At 60.6% G+C, this 14,652-nt stretch carries 15 protein-coding genes; 9 read left to right on the plus strand and 6 right to left on the minus strand.

What is annotated here, in order from left to right; all coding sequences use genetic code 11:
* Positions 1–6: 6 nt before the first annotated feature.
* On the minus strand, positions 7–2,241 hold the full coding sequence (locus E7T06_RS20280) for a hypothetical protein (RefSeq protein ID WP_136367581.1): 2,235 nt from the start codon (positions 2,239–2,241) through the stop codon (positions 7–9).
* A gap of 1,490 nt (positions 2,242–3,731) precedes the next feature.
* Here E7T06_RS20280 and E7T06_RS20290 point away from each other — a divergent pair.
* The 3 genes from E7T06_RS20290 (at position 3,732) to E7T06_RS20300 (ending at position 6,297) form a co-directional block, all read left to right on the plus strand.
* A complete protein-coding gene (locus E7T06_RS20290) occupies positions 3,732–4,757 on the plus strand; it encodes a branched-chain amino acid aminotransferase (RefSeq protein WP_136367583.1) in 1,026 nt (341 codons plus the stop codon).
* Between the two features lie 593 nt (positions 4,758–5,350).
* A complete protein-coding gene (locus E7T06_RS20295) occupies positions 5,351–5,995 on the plus strand; it encodes a ParA family protein (RefSeq protein ID WP_136367584.1) in 645 nt (214 codons plus the stop codon).
* Positions 5,992–6,297, plus strand: a complete 306-nt coding sequence (locus E7T06_RS20300) for a hypothetical protein (RefSeq protein WP_136367585.1) — start codon at positions 5,992–5,994, stop codon at positions 6,295–6,297. The genes E7T06_RS20295 and E7T06_RS20300 overlap by 4 nt, the downstream gene beginning before the upstream one ends.
* 130 nt (positions 6,298–6,427) lie before the next feature.
* Here the strand turns inward: E7T06_RS20300 and E7T06_RS20305 are convergent, their stop codons facing one another.
* Positions 6,428–6,838 carry a hypothetical protein gene (locus tag E7T06_RS20305; protein ID WP_136367586.1) on the minus strand — a complete coding sequence of 137 codons (411 nt, stop codon included), beginning with the start codon at positions 6,836–6,838 and terminating at the stop codon, positions 6,428–6,430.
* A 647-nt stretch (positions 6,839–7,485) separates the two neighbouring features.
* Positions 7,486–7,707 (minus strand): hypothetical protein, encoded by a 222-nt coding sequence (locus E7T06_RS20310; protein ID WP_136367587.1) that lies wholly within the window; start codon positions 7,705–7,707, stop codon positions 7,486–7,488.
* Positions 7,708–8,198: 491 nt separating this feature from the next.
* Here E7T06_RS20310 and E7T06_RS20315 point away from each other — a divergent pair, with 491 nt between their 5' ends.
* From E7T06_RS20315 to E7T06_RS20335, 5 genes are all read left to right on the plus strand, one after another.
* Entirely contained in the window at positions 8,199–9,536 is a 1,338-nt protein-coding gene (locus E7T06_RS20315; protein ID WP_136367588.1) for a replication initiator protein A, read from the plus strand.
* 204 nt (positions 9,537–9,740) lie between these two features.
* The gene (locus tag E7T06_RS20320; RefSeq protein WP_136367589.1) at positions 9,741–10,031 is read left to right on the plus strand and encodes a hypothetical protein; all 291 of its coding nucleotides are present in this window, start codon (positions 9,741–9,743) and stop codon (positions 10,029–10,031) included.
* 290 nt (positions 10,032–10,321) lie between these two features.
* Positions 10,322–11,029: an AzlC family ABC transporter permease gene (locus tag E7T06_RS20325; RefSeq protein ID WP_240741197.1), complete on the plus strand. Its 708-nt coding sequence runs from the start codon at positions 10,322–10,324 to the stop codon at positions 11,027–11,029.
* A complete protein-coding gene (locus tag E7T06_RS20330; protein ID WP_136367591.1) occupies positions 11,026–11,346 on the plus strand; it encodes an AzlD domain-containing protein in 321 nt (106 codons plus the stop codon). Before E7T06_RS20325 ends, E7T06_RS20330 begins: the two co-directional genes overlap by 4 nt.
* Before the next feature lie 290 nt (positions 11,347–11,636).
* Positions 11,637–12,074, plus strand: coding sequence for a DoxX family membrane protein (locus tag E7T06_RS20335; protein ID WP_136367592.1), 438 nt, complete (start codon positions 11,637–11,639; stop codon positions 12,072–12,074).
* A 280-nt stretch (positions 12,075–12,354) separates the two neighbouring features.
* Here E7T06_RS20335 and E7T06_RS20340 read toward each other — a convergent pair whose 3' ends face one another.
* Together E7T06_RS20340 and E7T06_RS20345 are read right to left on the minus strand one after the other, a co-directional pair.
* A complete protein-coding gene (locus E7T06_RS20340) occupies positions 12,355–12,765 on the minus strand; it encodes a VOC family protein (protein WP_136367593.1) in 411 nt (136 codons plus the stop codon).
* Positions 12,762–13,430 (minus strand): hypothetical protein, encoded by a 669-nt coding sequence (locus E7T06_RS20345; protein WP_205750998.1) that lies wholly within the window; start codon positions 13,428–13,430, stop codon positions 12,762–12,764. The genes E7T06_RS20340 and E7T06_RS20345 overlap by 4 nt, the downstream gene beginning before the upstream one ends.
* Before the next feature lie 137 nt (positions 13,431–13,567).
* On the opposite strand from E7T06_RS20345, the gene soxR reads away from it, so the two are divergent.
* Complete coding sequence (gene soxR / locus E7T06_RS20350) at positions 13,568–14,023, plus strand: redox-sensitive transcriptional activator SoxR (protein ID WP_136367594.1); 456 nt, start codon at positions 13,568–13,570, stop codon at positions 14,021–14,023.
* A 268-nt stretch (positions 14,024–14,291) separates the two neighbouring features.
* Here soxR and E7T06_RS20355 read toward each other — a convergent pair.
* Positions 14,292–14,652, minus strand: a 361-nt coding sequence (locus tag E7T06_RS20355; RefSeq protein ID WP_136367595.1) for a DDE-type integrase/transposase/recombinase, incomplete at its 5' end; no start/stop codon positions are given.

Genomic DNA, 14,652 nt, shown 5'->3' on the forward strand with positions numbered 1-14,652 from the left:
ACGCCCCTAAACGCCCGGCTGCACAGGCACGATCAGGAATTCCTGAATGGCCCCCAGTGTAGCCCGCACGCCGGTCAGTTGCCGCTGCGTGTTGTCTTTCATGTAGTAGGTCACGTCGTACACGTAGTCGCGCACCGTCGGCCCCAGCGTCACCGTCCAGGTTTGCGGCGTGGTCTCCCGGAACATCAGCGCGGTTTCGTCTGGCTCCGGGAGGGCCGGATCGAGATACTTCAGGCGCACCAGCACGCGCTTCACGTCATCTGTAAAGTTCAGGTCGCTGGCGTCCACCTCCACCTTGATCAGGCCATTGGGCGCGTTGCCCACTTTCAGTGAACCGTCGGTGTCGTGCGTGACCCAGCCGCCATCTTCCGACGCGCCGCTGTGCATCAGCGTGGTCTGGCGGGAGCGGAAGGCCCGCCGCGCCTTGTCGCGCAGCATGAAACGCCAGGGCAACATGCTGGTCTGATCCTTGGAAAAACTCAGTGTGCGCTGCACCCGGTAGCGATTGGGCTGATCCTCGTATTCCAGATCCACCAGCAGTTCCCGCACCTCTTGCCAGTCCACCAGGGGAATCACGTTCAGAGTGAAGCTGTCTTCAAACGGCGTGTGAATCGCCAGATTCTGCCCGTCTGCCGCGCCTTCCAGCCAGTCGCCTGCGCTGCGCTGCATGTTTCCGGCGTCGTCTTTCAGCACGTAGGTCACGCGGTAACGGTAGGGTTTGTCCCACGGCGCGTAAATCACACGTGTGTAGGTGGCGGCGGGCGTTTTGGCGTCCAGCAGCACCGTTTCTACCGCACGCGGCACGTTCTGGCGCGGGTCGGCATACTCGATGTCTACCTCTATTCCGGTCAGTTTTTCGTCGAAAGCCCCCGGTGCCGTAGACAGCTTGATCTCGATGATGCCGGGATTAGGCACGTTCAGCGTGCAGTGGCGCAGGGTGCTGTCGCGCCTGTCCAGTACCGTCTGAAGCACCGGGCCGGACTTGTAGTTCACCTCTATATCCACGTGGTAGCTGTCTTTGCCCACCGCCGCGATGCGGGATTCGAACTTTTTGGGTTTGTTATCTGCCGCGGTGAACGCCACACTCTCGCGCTTGGTGATCCGCGTGCCGTCGGGCCGCACCTGGTCGTAACTGAAGTGGCCCACCACGCTATGCACGAAGTCGCCGTACTTGCTGAAATCGAAATTGGTGTCGACGTCCACAGTCAGGGTATTGAAGAACCAGGGCGCGTTGCCGAGGTCGATCTCGATCAGCACGTCGTCGACGGGCACACCCAGGAAACTGGGGTTGATCTGGGCGCTGGGGTTGTACTGCCGCTTGATCACGTCCCGGTACGACACGTCCAGATCGAAGCGGGCCTGCACGTCCTGTTGCAGGTAATTCATCCACTGGCTCTGGCGGTCTTGCTCGGTTTCTACGGTGCCGCCCTTCAAGAAGTGTTCCTTGATAAAGGCGTCCATCGCCTGAAACGCGAACGCCCGCAGCGATTCCAGATCGTCCTGGCCCAGTTCCACGTTCCCCTTCAGGATTTCAAGCTGAATCAGGCCCTGAGACTCCATCGTCTCGGCAATGGAGGAGCGGTGCGCCACCTCGTGGGACTCGTCGTTGCCCCACGTATCGCTGGAATTGACCTGTTCTTTGGTGTACCCGATGACCGCTTCCTTGACTTCCCGCGAGTCCACATGGCCCCGGATGGTGATGGCGGGCAGGCGCACTGGAAACACCAGGTCGTATTCGATGGCCGCCACGCTGCCCTGCTTGCGGAGCGCCTCATAGAACAGGGTCGCGCCGTCGGCGGTCAGTTCCACCGCCAGCGACGCCGTATTGTCTCCAAACAGGGACGGTTTGCCCAGGTTCAGCGCCTTCACAAACTTGTCGTTTTGCATGATGATCAGCCGCACTTCGCCCTCGGTAAAGTCCACCGGAGCCAGCGTGACTTCCGGCAAGACTGTGGTGGTCGGCATCTCCGAGCGCAGCCTCGATTGCAGCACCTGGCGCACCTTCGCCAATTTCTGCTGATCCTCCCGCATCACGGTTGTAAACACCAGGTAGCCGCCCCCCGGCTCAGCTCCGGGCCGTTCGATGGCAAACTGATAGCGCATGAAGGTAAATTGCGGCCTGCCGTTTTCGCCACGGGCAATGGTGGGTCGGCTGGGCAGGTAATAGAAACTGGCGGGATTCTCATCGTCACGGAACACAGAGACGCCCTCGATTTCGGCCAGAACAGGAATACTCAGCATCCCCTTGCCTCCTTAATACAGAAGAAGACGGTGAAGCCGACTTGGCCTCACCAGCCAGCGGCGGGCCAACTGGGCCTTTCACCCTTTTGCGTATCCTCTAGACCCCAGCTCAGCCTTTCTCACACCTGGACAAGATGGTAAACCTGAGATCTTAGGTAGCAGTAAACACCTCGCAGCGTGATCAAGCCATGATCAGCACGGGAGCCGGTGCGGACTGAGGGATGGTGGTGCCTTCACCTCTGGGCGGGTACCCCGGCGGCTGTCATCCTGCCATCATCCCCGGCAAGTCACCCTCGCGGGCATAAAAGGGAATCTGTTCACTGTGCCCCCAATCACCCCCAATTATCAAAAGGTCAGAGGTAACAACAGATTGTGGTTTCGTCTATTTCGTTGAATGAGGAGAGGAGGTTCTCAGTGACCACCTTGTTCTCCCTCACTCCTGCGGATCAGGTGACGGCCCAAATTCAGCTGGAGCAACTCCGAGTTCCAGCTGGAAAGATTCCAACACCCTTGACTGAAGCGTTGGAATCTTTCCTCGCCCAACTGACGTCTGGCAAGGCCATGCAAGGGGTCACCCTTGAACCTGAGATCGGTACACAACAGGCAGCTGAGCTCCTGCAGGTCAGTCGTCCGTACCTGGTGAAACTGATTGAGCAGGGCGCTCTTCCCCACCGCAAAGTGGGGCCTAGTGGACTGCTACACGTGTTGCGAGGATTGGGAGGCGAACCGGGGAGAGCATCTCGGTGCCAGACGCGCCCAGCCACTCGCTTCCCCTCCATGCCACAACGCCTCTGCATTGCCCTCACGGCGGAAGAACGTCAACACCTCCTCAAGTTCACCACCACTGGCACCGCCAAGGTTCGCGCCGTCACTCGAGCCCGAATCCTCCTTCTCGCGGATACGTCTGAAGGTCAGCGGTTATCAGCCAAAGACATTGCCACATCATTGGAGTGCAGTCAAAGCCGCGTGGCACGAGTGTGCCACCGGTTTGATCAGCAAGACAAAATCCTCTTCTGGAGTTCTGACATTCTGGCGAGGCCGCCTCTTTTGGGTGCCTCCTTGTCTTCTGGCGCTGGAGCAACTCCAGCTCGCCGGGCTTTTCCATGACCTCAAAGGATTGATCTACCACCACGTTCAATAAGACTCGCCCCTTACTCGGCAATAACATTCTGACAAAACATAAACAAACTTCTGGTTTTCTGACAAATTGATAAGACAGAAAATCTACTCGCCACCTCCGCCCACCAAACCGGGATAGGGCTGTGACGAGGCCGTGTTCCCAGCTGTTGCCCTCTCCGCGCCTTCCACTCCCCAGCCGTGCCACGTGACTGGTGCCCGAACGCCTCCAAGCGGATGCGCCCGCACCAGCAGAGCTGCCCCCTAGAAAAGCAGTCGCGGTTGCCCAGCGGCGAAATTTCATCCCTGTGCCACCCTGACCCCTCTGAAGCTCTTCCGATCCGGCAGAGCGTTCAAGCGCTCATACTGGGCCTGTGACGCAACCCAACCTCGACTGGCACAACCTCGGCTTCCAGTACATCAAGACTGACCAGCGCTACGTGTCCTCCTGGCGAGACGGCGCGTGGGACAGCGGCACCCTCACCGAAGACCACCTGGTGCATATCAGTGAGGGCAGCACGGCCCTGCACTACGGGCAGCAATGTTTCGAGGGCCTCAAAGCCTACCGGTGTCAAGACGGTTCCATCAACCTGTTCCGGCCCGATCAGAACGCCGCCCGGATGCAGCGCAGTTGCGCGCGGCTCCTGATGCCGCCCGTCCCCACAGAGATGTTCATCGAGGCGTGCCGTCAGGTCGTGCTCGCCAATGAACGCTTCATCCCGCCCTACGGCAGCGGTGGGGCGCTGTACCTGCGGCCTTACCTGATCGGCGTCGGTGACAACATCGGCGTGCGGACTGCCCCGGAGTTCCGGTTCTCGGTGTTCTGCACGCCGGTGGGGTCGTACTTCAAGGGGGGCCTCACGCCCGCCAACTTCATCGTGTCCTCGTATGACCGCGCCGCACCCAACGGCACCGGGGCCGCCAAGGTCGGCGGCAATTACGCGGCCAGCCTGCTGCCCGGACAAGAAGCCAAAAACCAGCACTTTGCAGACTGCATCTACCTCGATCCAGCCACGCACACCAAGATTGAAGAAGTTGGTGCGGCCAATTTTCTGGCGATTACCAGAGATGGACGGCGCTTGGTGACGCCCAAGTCCCCGTCCATTCTGGAGAGCATCACCAAATTCTCGCTGCTCGACATCGCCCGCGACCGACTCGGTCTGGAGGTGGAGCAGGGGGACGTGTTGATCGACGGACTAGACGCCTACAGCGAAGCGGGCGCGTGTGGCACGGCAGCCGTGATCACGCCCATTGGCGGCATTCAGCACGGAGAGAAGTTCCATGTCTTTTACAGCGAAACGGAAGTCGGGCCGGTTATGCGGGCGTTGTATGACGAACTGACGGGGATTCAATATGGAGACCGGCCTGCTCCAGCAGGGTGGATTGTCAAAGTGAAGTGACACCGCACGTGGGAGCAGGGGTATCCTCCTTTTTAGGGTGAACAAGAGTGAGGTCTGGAAGAGAAGTGTAGCCGTCTCGGCGGAATCTCGGGAGGCCGACGAGCAGCGGCAATCAGGTCAGGTCAATTGGCCCGGCAGCTTCGCCCTCTTGGCGTTTCAGCCAACGCAGCCAACCCGGTCGGTCTGCAATTCTGACATTCTGGTAAAGACGCGAATGATTTCGGCTGGGAGTCCAGTGTCCAGAGGCGAATGAGTCCGGCTGATGCCGACGCGATGGCCGTATCCAAAAATGACTTTGTCGGTACGCTACGCTTAGCATCTGCGTTTTATTCCTTAATAAATTCTTCGGCATCCACAGAACGTTGTTCGCCAGACTGCTTCTGTCGTTCTGTGTTCTCATTTTTCTGACATTCTGACAAACACCCGTCTGGCTTGGTTCGATGCCTGGGCTGTTCCAACCCCTGACCCTCCCTTTGACGTTGACTGCTGCTGTCCACTTCAATTCGTCAACAAGAAAGCGCACCTCAGATCCACTGCTTCACTGCGTTTCTGGCAAATGTGCAAGGCAGAAAGCCAGAAGCCAGTCTGCGTTCATGACTGCTGAACCTGTTGGGCCACTGGTGGTGGCTCTGGCCAGCTTGAAAGGCGGGGTGGGGAAGACGACCAGCGCCATGCACATCGCCGCCCACCTCGCCTACGCCGGGGAACGCGTTCTGCTTGCAGACGGCGACCGCATCCGGACCGCCACTGCTTGGGGCCGCAGCGGGAACCTGCCGTTCACTGTGGGCGGCATGGCCTCCCTGAGTCAGGCGGGCAAATACACGGCGGTGGTGATCGACTCCCGAAGTGGCCTCGAAGACGCCGACCTGCTCGACCTGGCCGACTCCTGCGCCGCACTGATTCTGCCCAGTACACCTGACCTCGGCGGCATGGACAAGATGGCCCAGACCGTGGAAGTCTTGCGGGCCGCCGGGATTGCTCCTACCCGGTACGCAGCGATGCTGACCATGGTGCGCCCGGGCAACGACCGCGAGCTGTCCGATGCCCGCTCCGCCTTGGCCAACGCCGGCATCCCCGTCCTGACCCAGACGGTTCGGCTCTCCGAAGCGTTCCGGGATGCCAACAACGCGGGCACCCTCGTCAAGGATGTCCGTAGCAACAGCCTCGCCAAAGGCCTGTGGTTCAAGTACGAACGGGTTACCGAAGAATTCATAGCTATGGCTGGAGCGAACGCATGAGCCTGCGCGATGGACTGGCCAACTTGCGCGCCGCGCGAGAAGAGGTGCCGGAACCACAAAAACCCGCCTCACCTCCTCCGGCCCAGACCCCTCAGCCCGCCCCCGAAAAGCGCGAAACCTGTAGCACTCGGCTGCGGCCCAGCGTGCGCTACGCCCTCAAACGGCACTTGCTTGAAGTGCAGGAGCAGGGTCAGAAGGTGAAGATGGAAGCAGTCTTGGAGACACTGATTTACCGCTACGTCCAGGACGCTGAATTTCGTGCCGAAATCAATCGGCAAGCCGTCCAAAAAACTCTGGAGTAGAGCTCACGCCCTTAACAAGGCGTTGTCAGAGTTGACTCGAAGGATTGGTGATGTGTGCCTGGACTTCCCAGTGCTGCTCAAACAGTCTTGCCGGATCCTGTTTTGCCGAAGGTGAGCCACGAGTGCAACATCAGTGACGCAGGCGGCTTTTCTGTTGCGCCAGCACCCGCAGCGCATAGGCCACGGCCGAGAGCAGCGTCGCGGTGGTCGTTCCGCCGTCTAGGCCCAGATACGCCACCGAATGCAGCGCATGGTACGCCGCAGGCAACGGTTCGTCGCGCTCCGTGACCAAGCGCTCGTAGTAGCCTTGCCCCAGCGCTGGCAAATCGAGGTACCGTTCGCCCGCCAGTGCGGCAATCTCTCCCGCATGCCGGTCCAGTTCCGCAGCAAACGCTAATAGGATCTCCTGAGTCGGCTGGGTGTGATGTAAAGCTGGAGCAAATTCCACGGCTGCCAGCACTTGTAGGGTCGTCGCAACACAGGTTTCAAACGCCTGCTGATTCCGCAAATGCGCGTGCAGAGGCTGAGGCAGAGCGGTCATCCCCTTGAGCATGGCGCGACCCCAAAACAGGATCAAGGTCAAGTGTCGCAAATGACGTGAGGATGAACCTCTCCGAATAACATAGGGTCTTCACGGCTCTGCCACCTGACTCAATTTCGCGAACGGTGAACGGTTTGATTGAGTGCTCAGAGCTCACACATTGCCGTTAAGAAAGGGGAGAGCCCTCCTGACACGGTATAAAGCTACGCCGATTAGAGTTCAACCCTCAGCAGCGCGCAAACCAGGGGCAAGGCTTCCGCAGCTGGACGCTCTAGTGCAGCCCGGACTGTCGTGACCTGCTCTGCCGTCAAGCCTTGCAGCGCCGCCAAGGCCACCGTTGAAGGTGCCCGACTCAGTCGCAAACGCAGCAACACCCCTAACGTCTCACGGGCATCCTGAGGGCCAGGCAGCTCCTTTTCCGGGTAGGGCAGCCCTTCTCCGCTTCGGAGAGGCTTTACTGGGCTTGCTAGGCGCCGCAATCGCTTCAAAGCCCCACTTGCTGGGATTGCGCACCGCATCCACTAACGAAGCAAGTAGTGGTAGTCCGTTGACTGAGCCTGATGAACGAGCCAGAGGCCGTGTCCATCGCTGAGGTCGACCAACCCACGCCACGAAAAACGACGTGTTTCTGGGATCACCAAGACAACTCAACGGACTACCAGTAGAGAATGGGGCCGCCACACGGCAGCGAGCCGTTCGTCCACCTGCCGCAGGGCCGGGGTCACCCGGTCAGGACGATCCGCCGCCAACGCTTCCGCCACCGGACGGGTCACCTTCCAGTCGAGCAGACCATCCAGCAGTTTGAGGTTCCAGAACAGCCACGAGAGCCATTCTTGTCCGGTGAGCCACCGGTGAATTAAGATCCGCATCTACTGATCAGGCTCTTCCTCCCTCTTGGGTGTTAGAAGGCCTCAGCGGCGCACAACATCGCCTCTACCTGTGGCACTTTGTGGAATCAGAGCTTGTCCACCTGTGGCACTTTGTGGAATCACCTGAGGCACTTTGTGGAATTGAGACAGAATTCGGGGCAGCCGACCTGCGGCACTTTGTGGAATCAGAGCTTGTCCACCTGCGGCACTTTGTGGAATCACCCACGGCACTTTGTGGAGCCCTCCAAGCTCTACCTGTGGCACTTTGTGGTGCTTCCGGTTGCTTGCCTGTGGCACTTTGTGGAATCAGAGCTTGTCCACCCGTGGCACTTTGTGGAATTCTCCTCGTAAATGCTGTCTGACACAATATTTTTTGCTTTCCCTTGAGTGATGATCATTCATATGTTTTAACTTCTTTTAAAAAGATTGATCATCAATCAGCACTGGCAGCACCTGATTCGCGAAGTCTGAGAACCCTGTAAACTGCTCTCATGGCGACCAGGGACGCAGACGTAGAGCTACGGCATGACGAACCGAACCTGGCCCGGCTCAACTTAGTCCTTGCACCCAACCGCACAGACCTCTACGAATGGACTAAGCAGTTGACCCTAGACGCGTTGGGGGGAATCCACATCACCTGTACAGCGCCGCGCAACAGTTTGGTTCCGCACGGTGTCGACAACGACATCTTGCTGGGATTGGTGAATGCCGCCGTCTTGCAGGGCCTGCCAGAAGATGACACGGTGCGGGTCACCAGCCGGGAACTGCTGCGGCTCAGTGGAATTACCCCGAGTGCGCGTGCCTATGAGAAGTTGCGCGAGTCGCTCCGCCGTTTGCAGTACACCGCCTATGACGTCATTGACAGCTGGTATGACGGCAGCAAGCACCGTTGGCGAACCATGAGCTTCAGCCTGATCGTGAAGCATTCGGCAGAAGACAACACGGCGGACGTGACCAACCTGGGGCAGTGGCGTGCCCAGACGGTACTGGCCATCAAACTGGATGACGGCGTCATTAAAAATATTCGGGCTGGTCATATCTTGCCGCTGAATTTTGAGCTGTTGGCCCAGTTGACTCAGCCCCTGACCCGCAACCTGTTCCGCACCCTGTCGTTTCAGCGGCAGGGGGGTGGGCAGCCGGTGTTGGCTTACTCGGTTCCGCTCGGCGTGTGGGCCAGTCACCTCGGCATGCAGGAGATGCGGCCTGATACAGTCATGCGCGCGCTCCAGCCGGCCCATGTCGAGTTGAAAGCGACGGGCTTCTTGCGGGACGTGACCTATCAAGGCCGGGGGAAATCGCGTGTGGTGCACTACACCTTTGGCCAGGTGGATGCCACAGCCCCTGACCCTGAAGCGGCCGCCCTGTTGGCTCGCTACGGGGTCAGTGGAGGGCGCACCCTTCTGCTGGCCCAGAGCCACGGACTGCAAGCGGTGAAGCGGGCTGTGGGGGTCTTGGAGGCCCTGCTGCGAACGGAGTACCGCACCAAGATCCGGAACAAGGCTGGAATCCTGACCGATATTCTGGAGCAACCGCACAAGTACGACACCCTGCTGACCCAAGCTGAAGGTCGGCAATCCAGCACTCCAGCCGCTCGCCATTCAGCAGCCCAGCCCCCCAGCGATGCGGATGCACCAGTGGCTGTCCGGGATACCGCGGCGGCACACATTATTTTGATGGGGACTTACGATCAACCCACTGAACGCCGGGAAATTCGGGATCGGGTCTCGGCTTTGTATGTCGGGGGCCGAGTCACGACGCTCGACTTGATCGGCTTGTTGGGGAAAAGCACTGCTGAGGCTCAGGCCGTGGTTGCCCAGTGGACAGCCTAGATTGGAGGGTGCTGGCGCTCTTGAAACGGCTCTGCTGAATCCGTGAAGAGGTGCCTTGGGGAACATCAGGTTGGCGTTGACTCGACGAGTGGAGACAGCCGGCCAGTATAGCCTCAACCCCCGGCAGGAGCAGAAGGAAGGAAGAGATGAAAAGCGGCGGGTAGATTCGCCCCTCTTACTGGAGTGATCAGGCAAACTAGGGTCATGACGGCCTCCTCACTTCCCCAATGGCAGGTGGTGTTGCGCTGGGACGATGGAGCGAGGTCAACGGTCAGGTACACCGGTCGGCTGTGGGTGGGGGCGATGAGTCAGGGCGTGCATCAGTTGGCGGTGGCCTGCTATGCCCAACGCCAAGCCCGTGAGCCGGGCCTTCCCGAACACATGCCCTACCTGATCTTGAGCTTCACCCCTCTTCAACTTGACACTGCGAGTGCCTTGCCGATGATCAGTGGGTGCAGGCCTGACGAGTGTGTTTGCTCGGTCAAGGCCTGCTGAACGTCGTGGCAAGTTGGAGCCGTGTGAAGGATGGTGATCGTGGTTCAGCTGCAGTTCGCAACTGTGGGAGTCTCCCCACTCTGCAGCTTGAGCGAGTTTGATGTGCCCAGAGCGGACTCACGGCTGGTCTGCCTGCGCCATGATGTGGCGTTCGCGGGGAGGTTTTACACCACTCTCCTGAGACGCTTCTTTCGGGAGACGTCGGGGAACACCCGAGGAACCTGGACACCTGACGGCGAGGCGCGAGAACGTCCTCGCCGTCAGGCCGTGTCATGCGGCACTCTGGAGCCATGACCGAAGTCACTCCACACCCTCCCCCGTTCATGCCCGCCTTCTGGCGGGGGCTGCGTGCTTTTACGCCGCTGATCCCCGGCGTCGTACCGTTCAGCATGGTGGCCGGGATTGCCGCGGTGCAGGCGGGCTTCACGCCCGCTCAGTCCATCGCCTTTTCTCTGATCGGCTATGCCGGGGCGGCCCAACTGATCGCCTCACAGCTGGTGGCCAGCCACACGCCCACCGTGCTGATCCTCCTGAGCACGGTGATCGTGAATCTGCGCTTCGCCCTGTATTCCGCCTCCATGCTGCCGCTGTTCGTGGGTGTGCCTCTGCCCAAACGCTGGCTCCTCGCCTACGGCATCACCGATCAATCCTATGCAGTCGTCATGGGGCGGCCCTTCACCGAGCCTCACCCCGTCGCCTATTACGCTGGAGCCGCCGTCCTGATGTGGCTGACCTGGCAGAGTGGCACCGCCGTCGGCGCGCTGCTGGGCGCACGCATTCCTGCCACCTGGCCGCTGGATTTCGCCGTGCCGCTCAGCTTCATCGCGCTGCTCGTGCCGGTCTTGAAGAGCAGGCCGCAGGTGGTGGCCGCGGCCGTGTCTGCTGGGGTGGCGGTGGCCGCCCATAACCTGCCGTTTCGCCTCAATCTGATTCTGGGGGCGGTGTGCGGCGTGGCCATCGGGTACTGGGTGCAGCGTTCGCAGGGCAAAGCCGCATGAGCATCTGGCTCTTGATCGTCGGGATGGGCCTCGTCAGCCTGGGTCTGCGTGCGTCGTTTCTCGTGCTGCTGCGGGGCCGACAGCTCCCAGAACACCTCAGATCTTCATTGGGACTCGTGCCTGCCGCCGTGCTGGCGGCCCTGATTGCGCCGGAACTCCTGCGTTCGGCAGCCACCGGCATCTTGGATGTGCTCAATCCCCGGTTGCTGATCGGCCTCATCGCAGCGGCAGTGGCGTGGAAGACGCGGAACGTGTTGTGGACCCTCGTGGTGGGCTTGGGCCTGTTGTTCGTCGCTCAGGCGATCGGCTGGCGCTGAAGGGCAGTCATGACTTTCAGTAGGCTGAGGGACGGAAAAAGGTGTGAAAAGACTTGACTTCGGTCGACATGTTAGGCAGATCACCTCGGCCGAACTCTGCCCTCGCTCCATTAGGCCGGAGACCGTGTCAGTCCGAGCGCCTCCCACCGAGTTCTTTGGCCATTCCGTGGTCTGAACGAGTCATCCGGGCCAAGTCACGCTTTGGGGTTGGCCTGACTTCCCAAAACTCTGGCCCTCGGCATCGTTCTCAAGTTCGCTGGCCCCATCCTGCCTGTTCTCAAGGAGATTTCATGTCAACTTCCCTCTTTCCACGTGTTTCTTGGGTTCAACATGCGGCCCGGCTCCTCCTGGGCGGCGCGTTGCTGCTGGCCGGCACCGGTCACCTCACCACCCAGCGTGAGGCGTTTCAGGCGCAGGTGCCCACTTGGCTCCCCCTTGATCCAGACTTCATCGTGGTGGCTTCGGGCGTGGTCGAACTTGCTCTCGGCGCGGCACTGATCGCACTGCCACGGCGCCGCGTCCCTGTTGGCGCGCTGTTGGCCGCTTTCTTCGTGGCCGTGTTTCCGGGCAATATCTCGCAGTACCTGACCCGAACGGATGCCTTTGGCCTGAACGCCGATCAGGCCCGGCTGATCCGGCTGTGCTTTCAACCGCTGTTGGTCGCTTGGGCACTGTGGTCAACTGGAGCGTGGGCGGCTTGGCAGGCAAAACGCCGTGCGGCGAGGTAGGCCTGCGCTGCTTAACCCACAGGAAAACGGCCAAGCTCTTCGTACCTGAGGTGGTGTAGCGGAGGGTCATAGGTTTTGGTGACTCCTCTCGCCCATATCCCCTTTGTTCGGCGGCCAGCACGTCCTTCAATGGCTTTTGAGGCCTCTCAGCCAGAGTTGCTCTCTACCAAACCTGAGGCTGGGCGCCAGAACCTGTGCTCAGGGGTCTGCCCCGTCAAGGCCTATTCCACTTCAGAGATGCAGGACACCACAGAACACCCGCCGGGAGAGGCGGGACTGTTCAGATCGTCCACTCTCGGTGACACAACACCAACCGGTACCCGTCCGGATCCTGGATGGTCACCCCATACGTGTCCCAGTACGGATTGAGCGCCGGGACGCGCGTGCCGCCGGATTCGGTGAGATGCTGAAGGACAGACGGCTCCACTGGACGCCCTAGATACAGCACCAACAGGTCGTCTTCCGTCGGTGTGGGGAGAAGCGGGTGGCCAGCCAGATGCGTCAATTCCAGGTGCCAGGCCGCGCCCCTCACGCCCAGCATCAGCAGGGACGCCTCCTCTCCCATACTGTCGTGGTGGTACAGGACGCTCAGGTTCAGGCCCGCCGTATAGAAGTGTTGGGCAGCGCGCAGGTCGAGGCTGGGCCGGGCCAGGCGGATGTGGGTGGCCGGGGTCAGCAGGGGCGGGTTCATGGTCGCTCCAGGACACTGCTGTCGTCGAAGTGCTGGGTCGATCCGCCGCCGTTGAAGGTGACCTCGAACGGCGCGGGAACAGCAGGTCGCCCGGTGGGGAACCAGCCCCGGCCCTCCCTCACCACGATCAGCAGGCCGTGGTGATCTCCGACCGGCGTGAACGTGTCGCTCTGCTCATGGAAGGTCAGGAGGCCGAAGCGGCGCTCCAGATCGAGTACGGCCGCAGGGACATCCGGCACCACGAGGCCCAGTTCGCTGACCTGCAGCACGCTCTCTGAGGTGAACGGGGCGGTGTGGTCGTTCGGCAGATCATGTCGCGCAATGAATTCGAGGAGATTGCCGGCAGCGTCTTCGAAATACAAGCTTTCGCTGTTCCAGCCCTCGCTCAGCGGAAAGCGGCTGATGCCCTGTGCATCTTCGAGCAGCGGCACGCGCGCCCGGAGCCACGTTTCCGCCTGTTCCACCTGGTTACGCGGAATGTCGAAGGCAAGGTGGGAGAAGCGCCCAGGATCACCGTGCTGCCGAAAGGTAAGGAAGGTTCGTCCGGCTTGGAAAGTCACGCTGTCGGACGTTCTTGTCGCCGCGTTCAGGCCAAGGACTCCTGAATAAAAGGCGTACTGGACGTTCAGGTCAGTGGTAAACAGGGTCAGGCTCTCGATGTGCATGGGTGTCCTTTACGGCATTCATCCGGTGGGGCAATGGGTGGACAGGCTCAGGATTGGCTTTATGGGTTCTCCTCGGGGTTATTGCCACCAGCTTAAAACCTCAAGTAAGGTTGAGGTCAAGCCCCCGGAGGTGCCTCATGTCTTTCCCCACTCCCCACTGGACGCCTGCCCAATTGGCCGAACGCAGCGGCCTGACCGTCTCCACGCTGCACTTTTATGAGCGTGAGGGCCTGATCGTCAGCACCCGAACCACGGGCAACCAGCGCCGCTACCCGCGCGACACGGTGCGGCGGCTGGCCTTTGTCCATGCCGCCGCACATGTGGGTGTCCCGCTGGCCGACATTCGCGCCGCGCTGGCGGAGCTGCCCGCCGGACGCACGCCGACAGCGGCAGATTGGGAACGCCTGTCGGAGCGCTGGCGTGCGGAGCTTGATACCCGGATTGCGACGCTGACCCGGCTGCGTGACGATCTGGGCGGGTGCATCCGGTGTGGGTGTCTGTCGCTGGAGCGTTGCGCCCTGTTCAATCCGGGCGACGAGTATGGCGGGCGGCATCCGGGGAAAAATACGCTGACAGGAACGCGGGCTGGATGAAGTGCGCGGTACCGGGCATGCAGTGCGAGAGGCGGAGGTGGCCCGGCGGAGGCCTGTGCTGCGTGACCCATCCTCGCTGGAGGAAGATCTTCACCGGACTCTTGAGCTTAGGTTGTGCTGCTTGGTTTCCAATCAGCATCCGTAGCGCGTTGTCAGCGCCTACCTTTGAACACAGCGCGGAGTAGAGGTTCAGCGCAGGGGTGTCTTGAACAGGCTCTGTCAGGTTAATCCTGCGGGTGGCAGACGAACAGCAGAGGTCGCCTAAAGTTCAGGCGACCCCTGCGCCGACCTCACGCCACATCTGAAATGCCTGGTGTTGGTTGCTTCTTCTGATGTGGGCGGGAACCGTCGTTCGGGTGTGGCGGTGAAGGTTGGTGACCCGGGCGTGGAGATTCAGAAATTCCTGGGTTCGCTTGATCTTCCTGAAACCAAGTTGACCACGCTCTTGTTGTCGCGTGGGACGGTGGGATTGCTCAATCAGGTTGTTGCAGCGGGCCGCCCTGATCACCTGTTGATGGTCGACCGCCTGAAGTGCTGGAAGTTCTCGAATGGCAGCCCCGTAGCTGGCCAGCTTGTCCGTACAGATCGTCTCTGGAACGTGGAATTCGCCGAGCAGGCGGATCAGAAAC

This window comes from Deinococcus sp. Arct2-2, from assembly GCF_004801315.1.
GTDB lineage: Bacteria > Deinococcota > Deinococci > Deinococcales > Deinococcaceae > Deinococcus.

What these genes read in the sequence shown, in the direction of transcription:
- E7T06_RS20295 (WP_136367584.1), top strand. Translation starts at nt 5,351, where the DNA reads ATGACTGCTGAACCTGTTGGGCCACTGGTGGTGGCTCTGGCCAGCTTG.
- soxR (WP_136367594.1), top strand. Translation starts at nt 13,568, where the DNA reads ATGTCTTTCCCCACTCCCCACTGGACGCCTGCCCAATTGGCCGAACGC.
- E7T06_RS20340 (WP_136367593.1), bottom strand. Translation starts at nt 12,765, where the DNA reads ATGAACCCGCCCCTGCTGACCCCGGCCACCCACATCCGCCTGGCCCGG.
- E7T06_RS20330 (WP_136367591.1), top strand. Translation starts at nt 11,026, where the DNA reads ATGAGCATCTGGCTCTTGATCGTCGGGATGGGCCTCGTCAGCCTGGGT.
- E7T06_RS20300 (WP_136367585.1), top strand. Translation starts at nt 5,992, where the DNA reads ATGAGCCTGCGCGATGGACTGGCCAACTTGCGCGCCGCGCGAGAAGAG.
- E7T06_RS20320 (WP_136367589.1), top strand. Translation starts at nt 9,741, where the DNA reads ATGACGGCCTCCTCACTTCCCCAATGGCAGGTGGTGTTGCGCTGGGAC.
- E7T06_RS20280 (WP_136367581.1), bottom strand. Translation starts at nt 2,241, where the DNA reads ATGCTGAGTATTCCTGTTCTGGCCGAAATCGAGGGCGTCTCTGTGTTC.
- E7T06_RS20315 (WP_136367588.1), top strand. Translation starts at nt 8,199, where the DNA reads ATGGCGACCAGGGACGCAGACGTAGAGCTACGGCATGACGAACCGAAC.
- E7T06_RS20310 (WP_136367587.1), bottom strand. Translation starts at nt 7,707, where the DNA reads ATGCGGATCTTAATTCACCGGTGGCTCACCGGACAAGAATGGCTCTCG.
- E7T06_RS20305 (WP_136367586.1), bottom strand. Translation starts at nt 6,838, where the DNA reads ATGACCGCTCTGCCTCAGCCTCTGCACGCGCATTTGCGGAATCAGCAG.
- E7T06_RS20345 (WP_205750998.1), bottom strand. Translation starts at nt 13,430, where the DNA reads ATGCACATCGAGAGCCTGACCCTGTTTACCACTGACCTGAACGTCCAG.
- E7T06_RS20325 (WP_240741197.1), top strand. Translation starts at nt 10,322, where the DNA reads ATGACCGAAGTCACTCCACACCCTCCCCCGTTCATGCCCGCCTTCTGG.
- E7T06_RS20335 (WP_136367592.1), top strand. Translation starts at nt 11,637, where the DNA reads ATGTCAACTTCCCTCTTTCCACGTGTTTCTTGGGTTCAACATGCGGCC.